General features: G+C 72.8%; 9 protein-coding genes and 1 pseudogene. 2 read left to right on the top strand and 8 right to left on the bottom strand.

Annotation, left to right across the window (positions count from 1 at the left end):
- Positions 1-12: 12 nt before the first annotated feature.
- The 3 genes from JL475_RS29425 to JL475_RS29415 form a co-directional block, all read right to left on the bottom strand.
- Positions 13-1,533: an SDR family NAD(P)-dependent oxidoreductase gene (locus tag JL475_RS29425; RefSeq protein ID WP_202281010.1), complete on the bottom strand. Its 1,521-nt coding sequence runs from the start codon at positions 1,531-1,533 to the stop codon at positions 13-15.
- Between the two features lie 111 nt (positions 1,534-1,644).
- Positions 1,645-3,054 carry a wax ester/triacylglycerol synthase family O-acyltransferase gene (locus JL475_RS29420; protein ID WP_202281009.1) on the bottom strand — a complete coding sequence of 470 codons (1,410 nt, stop codon included), beginning with the start codon at positions 3,052-3,054 and terminating at the stop codon, positions 1,645-1,647.
- A gap of 301 nt (positions 3,055-3,355) precedes the next feature.
- Positions 3,356-5,983 carry a PA14 domain-containing protein gene (locus tag JL475_RS29415; RefSeq protein ID WP_202281008.1) on the bottom strand — a complete coding sequence of 876 codons (2,628 nt, stop codon included), beginning with the start codon at positions 5,981-5,983 and terminating at the stop codon, positions 3,356-3,358.
- A gap of 417 nt (positions 5,984-6,400) precedes the next feature.
- Here JL475_RS29415 and JL475_RS29410 point away from each other — a divergent pair, with 417 nt between their 5' ends.
- Positions 6,401-7,516: a DMT family transporter gene (locus JL475_RS29410; protein ID WP_202281007.1), complete on the top strand. Its 1,116-nt coding sequence runs from the start codon at positions 6,401-6,403 to the stop codon at positions 7,514-7,516.
- Here the strand turns inward: JL475_RS29410 and JL475_RS29405 are convergent.
- Positions 7,506-8,786: a transglycosylase family protein gene (locus JL475_RS29405; protein WP_202281006.1), complete on the bottom strand. Its 1,281-nt coding sequence runs from the start codon at positions 8,784-8,786 to the stop codon at positions 7,506-7,508. The two genes, JL475_RS29410 and JL475_RS29405, sit on opposite strands and share 11 nt — an antisense overlap.
- Before the next feature lie 406 nt (positions 8,787-9,192).
- On the opposite strand from JL475_RS29405, the gene gndA reads away from it, so the two are divergent.
- Positions 9,193-10,632, top strand: coding sequence for an NADP-dependent phosphogluconate dehydrogenase (gndA, locus tag JL475_RS29400; RefSeq protein WP_202281005.1), 1,440 nt, complete (start codon positions 9,193-9,195; stop codon positions 10,630-10,632).
- 494 nt (positions 10,633-11,126) lie between these two features.
- On the opposite strand, the pseudogene JL475_RS29395 reads toward gndA, so the two are convergent.
- The 4 genes and pseudogenes from JL475_RS29395 to JL475_RS29380 all read right to left on the bottom strand — a co-directional run.
- A pseudogene (locus tag JL475_RS29395) lies at positions 11,127-11,416 on the bottom strand (arylsulfatase); the annotation flags it as partial.
- Positions 11,417-11,430: 14 nt separating this feature from the next.
- Positions 11,431-11,778 (bottom strand): GNAT family N-acetyltransferase, encoded by a 348-nt coding sequence (locus JL475_RS29390; RefSeq protein ID WP_202281003.1) that lies wholly within the window; start codon positions 11,776-11,778, stop codon positions 11,431-11,433.
- Between the two features lie 44 nt (positions 11,779-11,822).
- The gene (gene panD / locus JL475_RS29385; protein ID WP_202281002.1) at positions 11,823-12,242 is read right to left on the bottom strand and encodes an aspartate 1-decarboxylase; all 420 of its coding nucleotides are present in this window, start codon (positions 12,240-12,242) and stop codon (positions 11,823-11,825) included.
- 987 nt (positions 12,243-13,229) lie between these two features.
- Positions 13,230-17,115 (bottom strand): non-ribosomal peptide synthetase (locus tag JL475_RS29380; RefSeq protein ID WP_202281001.1); only part of this gene is annotated, 3,886 nt, incomplete at its 5' end.

The raw sequence follows: 17,115 nt of genomic DNA, 5'->3' as shown, positions 1-17,115 counted from the left end.
GACGCCTCGGCGTCACCACCTGCCGGGTGCGTAGTCCTTGAGGAAGACGCCGTACAGGTCCTCGCCCGCTTCACCGCGCACGATGGGGTCGTAGACGCGGGCCGCGCCGTCCACCAGGTCCAGGGGTGCGTGGAAGCCGGCGTCGGCGAGGCGGATCTTGTCCGGGTGGGGACGCTCGTCGGTGATCCAGCCGGTGTCGACGGCCGTCATCAGGATGCGGTCGTTGTCGAACATCTCCTGGGCGCTGGTGCGCGTGAGCATGTTCAGGGCCGCCTTGGCCATGTTGGTGTGCGGGTGGCCCGCACCCTTGTAGCCGCGGTCGAAGACGCCCTCCATGGCGGAGACGTTCACGATGTACGTCCGCTTCGCCGACGCGGCCGCCATCGCCGGGCGCAGCCTGCTGATGAGCAGGAACGGCGCCGTCGAGTTGCAGAGCTGGACCTCGAGCAGCTCGACCGGTGAGACCTCCTCGACCGTCTGCACCCAGCTGTTGGTGTGGTGCAGGTCCGGGACCAGACCACCGGCGTCGATCGCGGTGCCCGCCGCGATGCGGTCCAGGGAGGCCGAGCCGGAGACCAGGGCCAGGCCCGTGACGTCCTGCGCGGTGAGCGCGCCGGAGCCCGCGACGGGCAGCTCGGCCACCGCGCCGGAGCCGAAGCCCCCGATCAGCTCGGCGGCGGGCAGTTCGCCGGCGGGCAGCGGCGCGGACTCGGCGGCGATCAGCTCGCTGTAGGCCTGCGGGGAGCGCCGTACGGTCTGCGCGGCGTTGTTGATCAGGATGTCCAGCGGGCCGGCGGCGGCCACCGAGTCGGCCAGCGCGACGACCTGGGCCGGGTCCCGCAGGTCGATGCCGACGATCTTCAGCCGGTCGATCCACTCGTCGCTGTCGGGCTGGGCCTTGAAGCGGCGGACGGCGTCGTTCGGGAAGCGGGTCGTGATCGTGGTGTGGGCACCGTCACGCAGCAGCCGCAGCGCGATGTACATGCCGATCTTGGCCCGGCCGCCGGTGAGCAGCGCGCGCTTGCCGGTGAGGTCGGTCCGGGCGTCGCGCCGGGCCCGGTTCTCCGCGGCGCACTTCTGGCAGAGCTGGTGGTAGAAGTAGTCGACCTCGACATACCGCTGCTTGCAGATGTAGCAGGAGCGGGGGCGCTGGAGTATCCCCGCGATCTGGCCCTCCTCGGTACGGGACGAGGGCAGGATGCCTTCCGTCTCGTCGTCGATGCGCTCGGCGGACCCGGTGGCGGTGGCCTCGGTGACCGCCTTGTCGTGGGCCGTCTTGGCGGCCCGGCGCTCCTGGCGGCGGCGCTGCTTGACCGTGCGGTAGATGTGCGAGGTGGCGCGGCGGACCTTGATCGCGTCCGGGTGGTCGACCTCCAGTGCGTCGAGTTCCGCGAGCACCTCGAGGCACACGGCCAGCCGCTCCGGGTCGATGCCGGGCCCGTGCGCCACGGCGTCCCCGTGTGCCACGTGCGTCACGGCGTCCCCGTGTGCCGCCGCGTCCGTGGCCCGGAGGCCGTCCTCTGTCACCGTCATCGCCGTCGCCGTTCCTGGTCTGCCGTGGCGGCGCTCCGGTCGCGCCCGCTGTCGAACGGGGGATTTTACGGAGCGCCGGGCCGCAGCACCAAACCCGCGGCGGGCGACGGGTCAGGGATCACACGCGGAGATGAGCGTCGCCACCTCCTCGGACACCGCCCCGGCGAGCCGGTCGAGGTCGGGGACGGCGGCTCCGTCGGCGACCAGCCCGTAGTGGACGCGGCCGCGGTAGGTGGAGACGGCGACCGCGAGGGAGTGCCCGGGGGCGAGCGGCGCGAGGGGGAAGACCGCGCCGAGCGGGTCGCCGCCGAGCCGCAGGCCGAAGCCGGGCAGCGGCACGCTGGTGACCAGGACGTCGAACCAGAGCCGGGCCGCCTGGCCGACCAGGGGGCCGCCGAGCCGGTGGCCGAGCGGTGGCACGTGGTCGGCGAGCAGGGCGACGGCGCCCGCGCCCCGGTTCGGGCCCGCGTCCTTGTTGCGGTCCATGGCGGTGCGCACCAGGTCGAGACGGGCGAGCGGTTCCGCCTCGTCGACCGGCAGGCGGATCAGATAGCCGGAGAGCCGGTTGCCCTGGGGGTGCGCGGTGCGCGGGCGGCGCCGGGAGACGGGGACGAGGGCGCGCGGGGCGACGCCCTCGCTGCCGGAGCCGCGCTCGTCGAGCCAGCGGCGCAGGGCGCCGGCGACGACCGCGATCAGCACGTCGTTGACGGTGCCGCCGACGCTCTTGCGGATCCGGTGCACGTCGTCGAGGTCGAGGGCCGCTCCGGCGGTGCGTCGGGTGCCGCTGGGCTCGCAGGCGAGCGCGGGCGACGAGCGCACGTCGAGGGTGGAGCGGGCCACCGAGGCGCCGATGTCCAGGGCCCGGCCCGCGTCGGACAGGAGGCCGCGGACGAGGGCGGGCACCTCGCGCACGTCCGGGAGCAGTCCGCGCGCCGGCTCGGCCGGGCGGGGCGGCCGCGGGGCGGGCAGGTCCATCGGGTCCATCAGGGCCGCGGCGAGGGTGAGGGCCCGCAGCCCGTCGGCGAGGGCGTGGTGGAACTTGAACAGCACGGCGAAGGAGACGCCGTCCTCCCCCGGCAGCACGTGGGCCTCCCAGGGCGGCCGGGTGCGCTCCAGGGGCCGCTCCATGAGCCGGCCCGCGACCGAGTGGAAGTCGGCGATCGGGGCGTGCAGCCTGACGTGGTTCTGGGGATCGAAGCCGGGGTCGGTCTCCCGCTCGGCGCCACCGAAGGCGAGCGGCCGGCGCAGGGCCGAGGCGAGCGGCCGACGCAGGGCCGAGGCGACGGGGCGGTGCAGAGCCGGGAGCAACGGGTGCGAGGACAGCGGTTGCCACACGTCGCGGATGCGCATCCGCAGTCCGGGCACGGCGGCGGCACGGGAGGCGAGCAGATCCGCCGCGTGGGCACCGGCGGTGGGCGAACGGGCCGAGAAGACCCCGAGGGCCGCGAGGTGCATGGGGTGATCGGCGGACTCGATGTTCCAGAACGCCAGGTCGAGAGGAGCGAGCGGGTCTGCGTTCAAGGCGTGCCTCGCATGACGACGGGATGGACCAGCAGTACACCGCCCCTGACTGATTACGGTCAAGTACGATCCCGCCACACACAGTTAACATCAGATTACGTCTCCGCCCCTCCCGTCGGTACGACGAAAGGGGCGGGCCCCATGGGGCGGACGGGGTCACGGCCGTGCGGTCGAAACCTTCTGAAGCGACGTCAGAACCGGCACTTGGGGCGACAATCGGGACAGCACCCGGGGGAAGGCCCGGGCGGCACCGCAGGTGACGAACGCCACCCGGACGGGCGCGAGCCGCCAGAGGAAGCGCTCATCGCGCGGCACCCCGGGCCGGGCACCCCGCGGGCCGCGCCCGGGACGCGTCCCGGATCAGGGCGTCATGGCCGGCCTTCACCCGGGCGACGTCCGGCTTCAGCACGCGCCGGTCGTAGGTGAGCAGGCCGTTCAGTTCGCCCTCCACGTCCGAGATCTGCGTGTACACGGCGCCGTTGCTGCCCCGGCAGACCAGGGCCCGTACCTCGTCGAGCTTGGTGAGGTAGTCGTCGGTGTAGGTCTCCGGGTCGACGTCGACGTACGACTGCTGCACCGACCAGGCGTGACCGGGCACCGCCAGGCCGAGGCCGCCGTACTCGCCGGTGACCAGGGCGCGCCGTCCGTCCGGGCGGGGCGGGAGCGCCGGGCTGGGATAGCCGTGCTCGTCCATGACGTCGCCGGCGTTGCCGTCGGCGCCGAGGTTGAGCCCCGACTGGTTGTTGACCAGGCGCGACGGGTCCCAGGCCTTGGCCTGCTCGGCGATGCGGCCGACGTCGTACTGGCCCCAGCCCTCGTTGAAGGTGACCCACATGACGATCGACGGGCTGCTGACGTGCTCGTCGATCATCTGCTTCATCTCGCGCTCGTAGCGGGCACGGGCGGAGTCACCGGGGTTCACCCCGGCCCTCATGGACGGCATGTCCTGCCACACCATCAGCCCCAGCCGGTCGGCCCAATGGAACCAGCGGTCCGGCTCGACCTTGATGTGCTTGCGCACCGAGTTGAACCCGAGCTCCTTGTGCACGCGCAGGTCGTACGCGAGGGCCTCGTCGGTGGGCGCGGTGTGCAGGCCGTCCGGCCAGAAGCCCTGGTCGAGGGTGGCCATCAGGAAGACGGGTTCGCCGTTGAGGACCGTGCGCGGCACTCCGTCGATCTCCTCGACGGCGATGGAGCGCATCCCGAAGTAGCTGTCGACGCGGTCGGCGCCCACGGTCACCTTCAGGTCGTACAGGAACGGGTCGTCCGGCGACCACAGGCGCGGGTTCTCGATCTTCAGGGTCAGCGGCTTCCCGGTGCGACCGGTCGCCGTGGCGACCCTGCGCCGTCCGTCGTACGCGGTCGCCTCGACTGGTACGCCGTCGCGGACGCCCTTCGCCTCCACGGTGAGTCGCTCGCCGGGCACGTCCGGGATCAGCTTGAGGGAGTCGACGTGGTCCCGGGCGACCGGCTCCATCCAGACCGTCTGCCAGATGCCCGAACTGGGCGTGTACCAGATGCCGCTGGGGTCCAGGCGCTGCTTGCCGAGCGGCGGGTTCTCGCCGTTCGCGGCGTCGGTGGGGTCGTACACGCCGACGATGAGCTCCTGGGTGCGGCCGGGCTTCAGCGCGTCGGTGATGTCGGCGCTGAACTTGTCGTACCCGCCTTCGTGGGCGGCGACCTTCGTGCCGTTGACGTACACCTCGGACCGCCAGTCGACGGCGCCGAAGTTCAGCCGCAGCCGCTTGCCGGAGCCGATGCGCCAGTCCCGGGGGACGGTGAAGGTACGGCGGTACCACATGCGGTCCTCGTGCCGCTGGATGCCGGAGAGCCGGGACTCCACCGGGTACGGGACCAGGACGCGCTCCTTCAGGGTCTTCCCGACGGGCGGCCGTTCCCCCTCCTCGGCGGCGGCGAACTGCCACTGCCCGTTGAGGTTGCGCCACTGCTCCCGGGTGAGCTGGGGACGCGGGTACTCGGGGAGGGCGTTGTCCGGGCCCACCTCGTCGGCCCACCTGGTGCTCAGTTCGTGGGTGGAGCGGTTGGGCCCGCTGGTCATGAACGCGTCCACGGGGTCGCCGCCCGTGGTGGTCAGTCCGCCCCGGCCGTCGTAGCGGACGTCGGCGGTGCCGCGGGCGGTGCCCGTCCTGTTGCCGACAACGGGCTCGGCGAGCGTGATGAGCAGGGCCCTGGGGTCGGCCGGGTCCGGCTCGGCCTTCGTCAGCGGCCACTTCGCACCGCCGATGACCGCGTTGACGTGCTCGGTGAGACCGGCTGGGAGTGCGGCGAGCGGACGCGGGAAGTCGAGCTTCAGGGTGCGCCCGGAGCCGAGGACGGTGGCCGCTAGGGCTCCGTCGTAGTCGAAGCCGTCCGGCAGCCGGAACGCCGACTGCGGTACGGGCTTCTTGGCGCCGCCGGGCTCCGTCCAGCGCAGGTGGAGGTTGGAGCCGCCGTAGTGCTCGAAGTACTCGACCTTGATGTCGTGGGCCTTGCCTGCGGTCAGCTCGATCGGCTCGGCACTCTGTTCGCGGTCCCAGTCGTCGACCCAGTGGTCGATGGCGAGCCGGCCGTCGATCCACAGCCGGAAGCCGTTGTCGCCGATGATCGAGAAGGTGTGCGCGCCGGTCTTCTCCGGCACGATCTTCCCGGTCCAGCGGACGCTGACGTGGTCCGCCCGGCCCGTGGTGAAGTTCAGCCGCGGCTCCAGGTTGTCGAAATCGAGGTGCGGATCGAAGGCGGTGGCCTTGAGCTCGTGGAAGTCGAAGGTGCCGGGGGCGGAGTGCGTGTAGTACTCACCCTTCAGTCCGCGGATGTCCACCGGATCGTCCTCGGCCGCGGTCGCGGTCCGGCCGGTCGCGGTGAGTCCCGCGAGTCCCACTGCGGCGGCCAGGAAGAGTGCGAAACGGTTTCTGAGTCGTCTGATGCGCACGGATCCTCCGTCTGTGAGGAAGGTGACGGCTCTCTGCTCGGTGCTCAGTTCTCGGTTCTCGGTTGCGCGGTGCGTGTTCTGTTCTGTGCGCTGCACTCGCCTGTACAACGTTGTCATGAACAGTAGTTGGCATAACAGCACGGATTCTTTCGTCCGTCCAGGGGCATGACAAAGACCCGCCGGGGCCCGCGAGGCGCGACGGCCCCGCGCCCCTAGGGGAAGCCATCAAGGGGCCTCCGCCGTGCGGCACCCACCCAGGGGATGACGGGGCCGTCCGCGTACTCCATCGGCAGTAGGACGCATTGAGTGCTCAGGGACGACGACGGGAACAACGGGACACGGCATCGTGTTCGTCATGAAAGCCGACCGATCGCCGCGCCGGGTCGAGCGCCCCGGCCTCACGCAGAGGAGCTGCCGATGAGCGCCCTCGCGTTGTCCGTGCTGCTGTCGTTCGTCTCCGCCGTGGCGTACGCGGGCGGAGCGATCGTGCAGGAGCGGGTCGCGGTGTCCTCGCCCGCTCAGCAGTACGCACCACTGCGCCGGCCGGGCTGGTGGGGGGCGGTCGCACTCAACGGCCTCGGCGGCCTGCTGCACGTGGTGGCCCTCGCCTACGGTCCGCTGAGCCTCGTCCAGCCGCTGGGCGCGCTGACCATCGTGTTCGCGCTGCCCATGGCCGCGCTGTTCGTCGGCCGCAGGGCAGGCGCGACGGCGTGGCGCGGCGCCCTCATGGCGGCCGTCGGTCTCGCCGGTCTGCTGTCCCTGGTCGCCGCGTCCGACGCCCAGTCCCTCGACGGCGTCCAGCGGGTGGCGACGGCGTCGGTCACGGCCGTCGCGGTCGTCGCCCTGATGGTGGCGGCCCGGACCGTGCGCCGGCATCCCGCCGTGCGCGGCATCCTCCTCGCCGTCGCTTCCGGTGTGGCCTTCGGCATGTCCTCCGTCTTCACGAAGGCCGTGGCCGTGGACTGGACCGACGGCGTCTCGGTGACGGACGTGCCGTCCCTCGCGGTGATCGGCGTGTTCGCCACGGCCGGGCTGCTGCTGTCCCAGGCCTCCTACCGGGGCGCCGGCCTCGCGGCTCCGCTGGCCACGCTGACGGTGGTGAACCCGGTGGTGGCGGCCGCGGTCGGCATCACGATGTTCGGCGAGACCTTCCGCTACGGCGCGACGGGCACGGCGCTCGCGCTGAGCTGCGGCGTGGTGGCGGCCGGCGGTCTGATCCTGCTGACGACGGAACGGCTGGCGCGCGAGCAGCACCAGCCGGAGCCGACGTCCACCGCGCGGTCCGTGCCGACCGCCGGGTCGCTGTCCGACGCCGCCGAGGAGCTGCTGCTGGCCGAACTCGCCCGGGACGTGCGGGTGCCGGTCCCGGCCCCCGCACCGGCCGCCGTGGGCGCCGCTCCGGAGGCCGGGGCCACGGTCGCGGTCGTCGAGCCGGACCCGCCCCTGACGCTGGTCGCCTACACGCCCTTCCACGGCGGCCCGTACGTACCGATGCCCGTACCGGACCGGCACCGCACGCGGGTCAAATCCTGACCCCGCCCGCCCTCAGGTAGGCGAGCGGGTCGACGTCCGATCCGAAACCGGGCCCCGTCCGCACCTCGAAGTGCAGATGCGGGCCCGAGCTGTTGCCCGTCGAGCCGGAACGGCCGAGTCGCTGGCCCGCGGCGACCGACTGGCCGCTGCGCACGGAGATCGCCGACAGGTGCGCGTACTGGCTGTAGCGGCCGTCGGCGTGCCGGACCACCACCTGGTAGCCGAACGAGCCCTCCCACCCGGCGCTGACCACGCTGCCCGCCGCGACCGAATTCACGGGCGTGCCGGTGGGCACGGGAAAATCGACACCGGTGTGGTAGCCCTTCGACCAGGAGGAACCCGCCTTGTGGTACGGCGTGCCCAGCGGGGCGCCGACGGGGGCCACACGGGTGGCGCCGGACTGGGTGGCGCGGTCGGCCCGCTCCTCGATGCGCTGCGGGGGCGCCTTCTTCCCGGCTGCCTTCCTCTCCGCGGTCTTCTTCTTCGCGGTCTCCTTCTCCGCGGCCTTGCTCTTCGCGGCCTTGCTCTTCGCGGCCTTCTTCTCGGACGGCTTGGACGAGCTGGAGGGCCTGGAGGGCTTGGAGGACTCGGTCTGCCCGGACTGCTCGGACGCCTTCCCGCCGGGCAGGGCGAGGCGCTGGCCGGGCAGGATCAGATCGGGGTCGGCGCCGATGGTCGCGCCGTTCGCCTCGTACAGCCCGCGCCAGCCGCCCCGGACCCGTTCCTCCGCCGCGATGCCGGACAGGGTGTCGCCGCGGACCACGGTGTACATCTCGGCGCGGCCCGCCCGGGACTGGGGCGTGTGCTGCGGCTTGACCTCCTCGACCGTGGAGCGACCGGTCCCCTTCCCCTCGGTCCGGTCGCTGGCCGGCCGGATGTCGGGGGTGTCGCCGCCCCGGGTCAGTCCGGCCCGCTTCGAGCAGACCGGCCAGGCACCGGGGCCCTGGCCGTCGAGCACCTTCTCGGCGATGGCGATCTGCTGGTCCTTGGTGGCCAGATCCGCGCGCGGCGCGTACCGGGTGCCGCCGAAGGCCTCCCAGGTGGACTGGGTGAACTGGAGCCCGCCGTAGTAGCCGTTGCCGGTGTTGATGTCCCAGTCGTCGCTGGACTCGCAGGCGGCGACCTTGTCCCAGGTGTCCACGTCGGCCGCCTGAGCCACGCCGGTGCCCAGCAGGGGCAGCGCCACCCCCGCTCCTCCCGCGGTGACGGTGAGTGAGGCGCGGTTGATTCTGTTCGGCTGATACCGGCGGTGCCGGCCGCGGACGGCCATGGAGTCCCCCTCGACAACGCGTCAGGAGGGGCAAAAGTAAGCGCTGCGAACTGACGGTGACAAGACGGCTATCGGCCGTGCGGATGCGCCAAGTGGCCGGTATTTTTCGCCCGTTGCGCCCCGTTTGGCGCCGTCTTGCAGCCCGCTCGCACAAAGGCGCGGGCGTGCGCCGAACACGTGTGTGCGCGCCGGACGGGTCCGGATGAGTACGGAGGGGGGTCCCGCCCGTATGTGGCTGCGGGGTGTCGTGGGACCCGCGCGTGCGGGCGGGGTAGCGGCACGTCAGGATGGTCGCGACGGTCAGAATGGTCGACGGCGGAGCCGACGGGCACCGACCGGCGACGCAGAAGCCCGACAGCACCACCGCCCCCGGCAGTACCGATACCAAGGTCACTAGGAGCCACCAATGAGCAGTTCAGCGCAGATCGGCGTCACGGGACTCGCGGTCATGGGCCGCAACCTCGCACGCAACTTCGCCCGCAACGGCTACACGGTCGCGGTGCACAACCGGACGTCGGCGCGCACGCGTGCGCTGGTGGAGGAGTTCGGGCACGAGGGCAGTTTCGTGGCGGCCGAGACGGCGAAGGAGTTCGTGGCGGCGCTGGAGCGTCCGCGGCGGCTGGTCGTCATGGTGAAGGCCGGTGAGCCGACGGACGCCGTGATCGAGGAGTTCGCCCCGCTGCTGGAGCCCGGTGACATGATCATCGACGGTGGCAACGCCCACTTCGCCGACACCCGCCGCCGGGAGAAGGCGCTGCGCGAGCAGGGCATCCACTTCGTCGGCATGGGCGTCTCCGGCGGCGAGGAGGGCGCGCTGCACGGGCCGAGCATCATGCCGGGCGGCCCGAAGGAGTCGTACGACTCGCTCGGTCCGATGCTGGAGAAGATCTCCGCCAAGGCGGCCGACGGCACGCCCTGCGTGACGCACGTGGGTCCGGACGGTGCCGGCCACTTCGTGAAGATGGTGCACAACGGCATCGAGTACGCCGACATGCAGCTGATCGGTGAGGCGTACCAGTTGCTGCGTGATGTCGCCGGGTACACGCCCGCGCAGATCGCGGACATCTTCCGCACCTGGAACACCGGCCGGCTGGACTCGTACCTGATCGAGATCACCGCCGAGGTGCTCTCCCACGTGGACGCCGCCACGGGCAAGCCGTTCGTCGACGTGGTGGTCGACCAGGCGGAGCAGAAGGGCACGGGGCGCTGGACCGTGCAGATCGCGCTCGACCTGGGTGTGCCGGTGTCGGGCATCGCGGAGGCGGTGTTCGCGCGTTCGCTGTCCGGCCACGCGGCGCTGCGGGAGGCCTCGCGCGGGCTGGAGGGCCCGAAGGCCACGCCGCTCGACGAGGCGGAGGCGGCGGCGTTCGCGGACCGGGTGGAGCAGGCGCTGTACGCGTCGAAGATCGTGTCGTACACGCAGGGCTTCCACGAGATCGCCGCGGGCAGCGAGGAGTACGGCTGGGACATCGACCTCGGCGCGGTCTCCGCGATCTGGCGCGGCGGCTGCATCATCCGGGCGGCCTTCCTGGACCGCATCCGTGCCGCCTACGACGCCCGCGCCGACCTGCCGAGCCTGCTGTCCGACGAGACGTTCGCCCGGGAGATCGCCGACGCGCAGGACGACTGGCGCGAGGTGCTGATCGCCGCGACCCGCCAGGGCGTGCCGACCCCCGGCTTCGCCGCGGCCCTCGCCTACTACGACGCCCTGCGCGCGGAGCGTCTGCCGGCCGCGCTCACCCAGGGGCAGCGCGACTACTTCGGCGCGCACACCTACCGGCGTACGGACCGCGACGGGTCGTTCCACACGCTGTGGGGCGGCGACCGCTCGGAGGTCTCGGCGTAAGCGGAGGACAGGTGACGGGCGCCCGCCGACGTGGTCGGCGGGCGCCCGCGTGCTGTGCCGGCCCTCAGGTGAGCGGCGGGCCCGGCTCCGGGCTGGGGACGGGTTCGGGGCCGGGCGGAATGGGCGAGGGTGACGGTCCGGGCGGCCCCGGCGGGGGTGGCGGCGGCCCGGGGAAGGGCGGGGTCGGTCCCGGAGCGGGAGGCCCGGGAGGGGGCGGTCCCGGAGCGGGAGGCGGGGGTGTCGGTTCCGGGCCGGGGGGCGGCTCGGGGGGCGGGACCGGATCGGGGTGGGGCTGCGGAGGCGTGGGGTCCGGACCGGGCCCGGGGGTGCCGGGGTCCGGGGTGGGGCTCGGTGGGACGGGGTCCGGGTGCGGTTGCGTCATGGCGGGTGTCCTCCGGCCAGTCGGTCGACGTCGGCTCTGGACTACTCCCCCGCCTACCCGACGGCCGCGTGCACAGTCACTCCCCCGTATGACGGCGGGGGCCCGGCCGGCGCTACCGCACGCCGGACGCCGCCGCCCCCGCCGCGAGTCCAGGGCGGGGGCTGGACAGCACCGGGACGGCGGTCGCCGTGAGCCGCTCCGCCGGGGCCATCGAGGCCTGGGCGAGCACGATCACGTCGGCGTCGGTGACCGCGTCGGCGACCCGACGGACGTACACCGCCGTGTCGCCCGCCTCGAAGCGGGCCCAGGCGCCCTCGACCAGCAGGGTGCGCACCTCGACGGGGCGGCCGGCCCGGCGGCCACGGCGGCACGCGCCATCGGCCGGACGACCCGCGGCACGGGAGCGTCCGGCGAGGTCAGAAGCGTCCAGGGTGCGCCGTCAGCCACGCCTTCGCCGCCCGGAGGAGCTCCGGGGAGGCCGCCGGGGCCTGGTCGGGGTGGCGTTCGGCCCACTTGACGACGTACGGGCAGAGCGGGGCGACCGCGGTGCCCTCATGGGCGGCCGTGGCGTACAGCTCGCGGGCCAGGGAGCCGGCGATGCCCTTGCCCTCGTGGGCGGGCTCCACGACGGTGTGGACCGGAACGATCGCGCGCTCGGGGGACTCGAGCACGAAGTACTCGATCCGCCCGACGACCTCGCCGTCGCCCGCCACCGCTTCCAGACGGCCCGCCGCCCGGTCGTCGCGGATCTCGATGTCGCTCATGGGCGCATCACGCTCCTGCCTCTGCCTGCCGTCGTCCGCGCCGGTCAGGCCGTGACGGCCTGCGGGCTGCGCTGCTGGTCCGACCCCGGCACCGGCTCGGACGGGTCGGCCCCCAGGGCGACGATGCGGTTGTCACGGTCCACGTGCACCACCCGGGGTTCCAGCGCCCGCGCCTCGGCGTCGGTCACCTGAGCGTAACTGATGATGATCACCAGGTCACCGGGGTGGACGAGATGCGCCGCGGCCCCGTTGATCCCGACGACACCCGAGCCCCGCTCCCCCTCGATGACGTACGTCTCCAGCCGGGCCCCGTTGGTGATGTCGACGATGTGCACGAGCTCACCGGGCAGCAGATCGGCGGCGTCGAGCAGGTCGGCGTCGATCGTCACGGATCCCACGTAGTGCAGGTCGGCCTGGGTGACGGTGACACGGTGGATCTTGGACTTGAACATTGTACGCAACATCGGGGAACTCCCGCCAGTAGGCTCCCTGCCTGCATTTTTGCAGGTCAAGGGCTGTTTCCACACCATACAACCAGTCGCATGTCCGGGCAGCGTTCCCCAGGTTCTCAGGACTCATGCTGACCACTTGCTGACTTTTCTGACGCATCGTCAAGTAACTGCGGGAGGGCTTCACCCGCTCTCCCGGACCTCACCGCGACGACGGGCCAAGCCTACGCAGCGCCCTTCGAAGGACGTCCGTGATCACCATCACTCGGACGGCCTGAGCGGCAGTCAGGAGCGAGGGCGGTCTACCGGAAGTCGCGCCACTCGCCGGCGTGGATCAACTCGCCCAGGCCCCTCGTATTCCGCCTCAAAGGAGGAGACACCCATAGTTCAAGGAATCTGAGTGGACGAAGCAGCGCGGCTTCATAGCGGCAGATCACCGGTTAGCCAAACCGGCGATTCTCAAAACCATGGCTATGGCTCGTCCGGTGACTCTTGGCGGTGGCACAGGGCGGGCGTCAAGAACGTTTGGAATTCGGCCAGAGCAGAGCGCGAGCCGCTGCCGCGATCAGGATCAGGATCAGCCTCAAGGAGTCATCTTGCCCATGGAACCACAGTCACATCCCTACGAGACCCGCACCGATATCGACTCGCCGAGCAGGCGCCGTAGCGTCGAGCCCGCCCTTATGGACACTTCTGAGAGGTGATCTTGCTGGGTGCTTGTCGGGCGACGCGCTCGACCGATCCTGCCGCGACTCCGCCAGCTGGTCCGCCCGTTCCAGCAGCTCACCCCGGGGCGCGGCACCGGCGACGGCAGCGGCCGCGGGCTCTCGATCGTGCACGCGATCGCCGCCCGCACGGGACCCGATGCGTGCTGGCCTCGCGGCCCGGCTGCGGTCTCACGACCGAGGTGCGCTTCCCCGTGGCGCCGGAGGATTCCCTGTCCGCCGCCGGGCCAGGAGGCGCCACCCCGCTGCGGCCGGCATGCTGAGGCCGGAGGGAGGGTCACTCGCCGACCGGGCCGCCGAAGGCGGACTCGAACTCGTCGATGTCCTCCTGCCCCAGCGAGATCAGCGAGAAGTCCGACGGAGTGTGGCCTCCGCCGCCCTCGGAGGCGTGCCGGACCAGGCCACCGAGCGCGGCATGCCAGCAGTCGGCGAGGTCGCCCAGCTCCGCCTCGGTGAGCAGGCCGCTGGGCGACTCGAGGACGAAGTGCAGTTCGGGGCCCTCGGACAGGTCCCGCGCCGAGCCGTTGATCTCCAGCACGTGCCGCAGCGGCATCGACGGGTCGAGGCCGCCGGGCATCGCATGCTCGCCCGCCGGTGTCCACGGGCGCGGGCCGGCACGGCCGGGCTCCGCAGGCGCCGGGTAGTCCGCCACCGCTGGCGAAGCGGGCACCCCGGGCGGCGGCCCGTCGGCGCTCGGCTCCTCTCCAGGGCCGCCGAAACGGCCCAGGTAGTTAAACCCGATCTGCGGTGCTGCGAGGCCCTCCAGCACCGGGCGTGTGGCGGGGTTCGCGTACCTGAGCAGGCCGTAGCCGAGGCCGTCGCCCGGCGTCTGCCGCAGCTGCTCCTTGATCCGTTTGATCAGCCGTGCGGCGTCCGCGCCGCCCGCCCTGACCTCGGCCGTGTCGATCGGGCCGGTCTCCAGCCACACCGGGTGGACGGCGGTGAACCAGCCGAGGGTCCGCGTCAGGTCCATGTCCTCGGACAGCGGCACCCGGCCATGCGCCTCTCGGTCGATCAGGAAGCCGCCCGGGGCCCGCCTGCCGCGCGCCCGCAGCCATTCGCCGAGCGCCGCAGCGAGGCCGGACAGGAGCACGTCGTCGACTCCCGCGTGGTAGGCGGCGGGCAGGGCCGCCAGCAGCAATGCCGCGGTCTGCGCCGGGACGGTCAGCTCGGCGCGGGAGAGGCCGCTGCCCACGGTGTCGGTTCGCGGGTCGAGCGGCCGGTCGGCGATCGGGGGCTCGACCCGGTCGAGCATCCGCCTCCAGGCCGGCAGTTCAGCCACCGTCTGCTGCGCCCTGGCCCGCTCCGCCAGGGTGCTCGCCCAGCGGCGGAACGAGGTCGGCTCGGCGGCGACGGCTGCCCCCGCCGCGTCGGCACCCCCGGCGGCTAGAGCCGCGTACGCGAGAGCCAGATCGGGCATCAGCACCCGCCAGGAGACGCCGTCGATCGCCAGGTGATGAACCGTCAGCAGTACGAGGCCGCTTTGCCCGGCGCCGCGGTCGAACAGCACGGCTCGCAGCATCACGCCGTCCTGCGGCGCGAGCGCGGCCTCGGCCGCGGCGGCCTGCTCGTCTATCAGCGCGCTCAGCCGCGCCTCGCCGAGGCCGACTGCCTCCACCCGGCTCACCAGGTCCGCCGCGGGCACCGCCGAGGACGCGCCGGGCTCGGGGATCATCAGTCGCTCGTCCGCCGCCTCCAGCCGGGCACGCAGCACGTCGTGCCGGTCGATCACCACTTGGAGCACGGCACTCAGTCGATCGCGCGTCAGGTCCGCCGGCGCGGTAAGCAGCATTCCCTGGCTGCCCGAGCGCGCCGCCGAACCCGCCCGTACCGCGATCTCGCGCATCACGGGGGTCAGCGGGATCGGGCCGCAGGGGTGGTCCTCGGCGCGCACCGCCTCCGCGCCGTCGATCGACTCGGCCACCCGCGCGAGCTCCGCGGGTGTGCGCAGCTCGAAGATCTGGCGCGGCGTGACCGCCAGGCCGGCCTTGCGGGCCCGCCCCGCCAGCAGCATCGAGGTGATCGAGTCGCCGCCGAGAGCGAAGAAGGAGTCCTCCGCGCCCACCCGCTCCAGGTTGAGCACCTCACCGAAGAGCCTGCACAGCAGTTCCTCCGCGTCGGTGGCGGCGGCGCGCCCCGCCGCCCTGCCGGAGAAGACCGGCAGCGGCAGCCTGGACCCGTCGAGCTTGCCGTTCGCCGTCACCGGCAGCGCCCCGAGCACGGTCACCGAGGCCGGGACCATGTAGTCGGGCAGCTTCCCGGCGAGGTATTCCTCCAGCGCCTCCAGGTCGAGCGCGGCATCCTCGCCGCCGGCCGGCACGACGTACCCGGCCAGCCGCTTGTGGCCGGTCTCGTCCTCGAGCGCGACCACGAGCGCCTGTGCGACGTCCGGGTGCGCAGCGAGCACGGCCTCGATCTCAGCCGGCTCGATGCGGAACCCGCGAATCTTGAGCTGCTTGTCGGCGCGGCCGACGAAGAGCAGCTGCCCGTCCTCGGTCCACTGCGCCAGGTCGCCGGTGCGGTACATCCGCGCGCCCTCAGGCTCGCCCTCAGCGGCGAAGGGGCAGGCGACGAAACGCTCCGCGGTGAGCGCGGCGCGGCCGAGGTAGCCGCGGGCCAGCCCGGCTCCGGCGATGTAGAGCTCCCCGGTCATGCCGACCGGCATGGGCCTGAGGAACGCGTCGAGGACGAACACTCTGGTGTTGTCCATCGGCCGACCGAGCGGCACCACGTCGGGCACCGTGTCCGGATCGGTGAAGGGCAGCTGCGTGGCGAAGGCCGTGGTCTCGGTCGGGCCGTAGGTCGTGCGCACCACCATGCCCGGGTGGGCACGCAGCAGCGTCCTGACGGCGTTCGCGGAGACGACGTCGCCGCCGGTGGAGACTTCGCGCACCCCGCCGAAGATGTGCGGGGCCTGCTCCGCGAGCACCCGGAAGTGGGCCGCCGTGGCGTGCACGTTGGTCACCTTCTGCGCCGCGATCAACCGGCCGCGCTCGACCGTGTCGGTGTCCCCGTCGGGTACGAGCACCACTCGGCCGCCGTGCAGCAGCGTCGCCCAGATCTCGTAGGTGGAGGCGTCGAACGTGTGGTTCGCCTGCACCAGCACCCGCTCCAGGGTCGCGGCCGACCAGCACTCGTCGAGGCAGAACGCGACGACGCTGCCGTAGGTCACCGCCACGCCCTTGGGCAGACCGGTGGAACCCGAGGTGTAGATGACGTACATGAGGTTCTCCGGCCGGACGCGCACCGGGGGGAAGCTCCCGGCCTCCGCCGCCGCGGCGGGGTCCTCCGCGCCCGTCCGGGCCGACTCGAGGCGGAGCACCTCGGCGGGGGCGAACAACGCACCGTCGGCCAGGCCCCGCTCCGCGTTCGGCGTGTCGACCAGCACGACGGCGACACCCGCCTCCGCCGCCACCGCACCGAGCCGGGCGGCCGGGTGCCTGCCGTTCATCGGCAGGTACGCCGCCCCAACCTTCACCACCGCCAGCAGCGCGGTGATCAGTTCAGGCGAGCGCTCGGCCACCACGCCCACCATCGTCTCCGGGCCGGCGCCGAGTTCGGCCAGCCGGCGCGCCAGCCGGTTCGCACGCCGGTCGAGCTCGGCGTAGGTGAGTTCGGTGTCCCTGGCCACCACGGCCACGGCCCCGGGGGCCCGGCGAGCCTGCCGCTCGAAGAGCTCGGCGAGCGTCGCGCCGGGCAACTCTCGGCGGGTCCGGTTCCGGGACTCGATCAGTTCGCGCCGCTCGTCGCCGGTCAGCACGTCGAGCCGGCCGAGGAGCACGTCCGGGTCGTCCGCGACCTGGCGCAGTACCAGCAGCATCCGGTCCACGAGGGCGCGCGCGGTGCGCTCGTCGAACACGTCGGGCCGGTAGTCCAGCCGGATCTCGATGTCGTCGGTTGGTGTGACCACGATGGTCAACGGGTAGTGTGCGGCTTCCTCGCCGCCGCCGGCGGAGATCCGGATGGCGGCGGGGCCCTGCTGCTCGGGGCCGGGCGGCGGACCCAGCAGTTTGCCCTTCCCGTCGGCGGGCGGCGGCCCCAGGTGCAGCGGGCCGCCGCGCAGCTTCCCGCCGCGCAGCGCCGTGCCGCCCAGACCCTCGCCCCGGGGCGCCGTGCCGCCGGGCCGCGGCGCCTCGGCTTCCCGGCCGGGCGTCGCCGCGCCG

It is taken from the genome of Streptomyces sp. M2CJ-2 (assembly GCF_016757295.1).
Lineage (GTDB): Bacteria > Actinomycetota > Actinomycetes > Streptomycetales > Streptomycetaceae > Streptomyces.
This window is presented reverse-complemented; position numbering and strand designations above follow the sequence as displayed.

Excerpts from the sequence above, each read along its gene's own strand:
- JL475_RS29410 (WP_202281007.1), top strand. The coding sequence starts at position 6,401 with ATGAGCGCCCTCGCGTTGTCCGTGCTGCTGTCGTTCGTCTCCGCCGTG.
- JL475_RS29405 (WP_202281006.1), bottom strand. The coding sequence starts at position 8,786 with ATGGCCGTCCGCGGCCGGCACCGCCGGTATCAGCCGAACAGAATCAAC.
- panD (WP_202281002.1), bottom strand. The coding sequence starts at position 12,242 with ATGTTGCGTACAATGTTCAAGTCCAAGATCCACCGTGTCACCGTCACC.
- gndA (WP_202281005.1), top strand. The coding sequence starts at position 9,193 with ATGAGCAGTTCAGCGCAGATCGGCGTCACGGGACTCGCGGTCATGGGC.
- JL475_RS29425 (WP_202281010.1), bottom strand. The coding sequence starts at position 1,533 with ATGACGGTGACAGAGGACGGCCTCCGGGCCACGGACGCGGCGGCACAC.
- JL475_RS29390 (WP_202281003.1), bottom strand. The coding sequence starts at position 11,778 with ATGAGCGACATCGAGATCCGCGACGACCGGGCGGCGGGCCGTCTGGAA.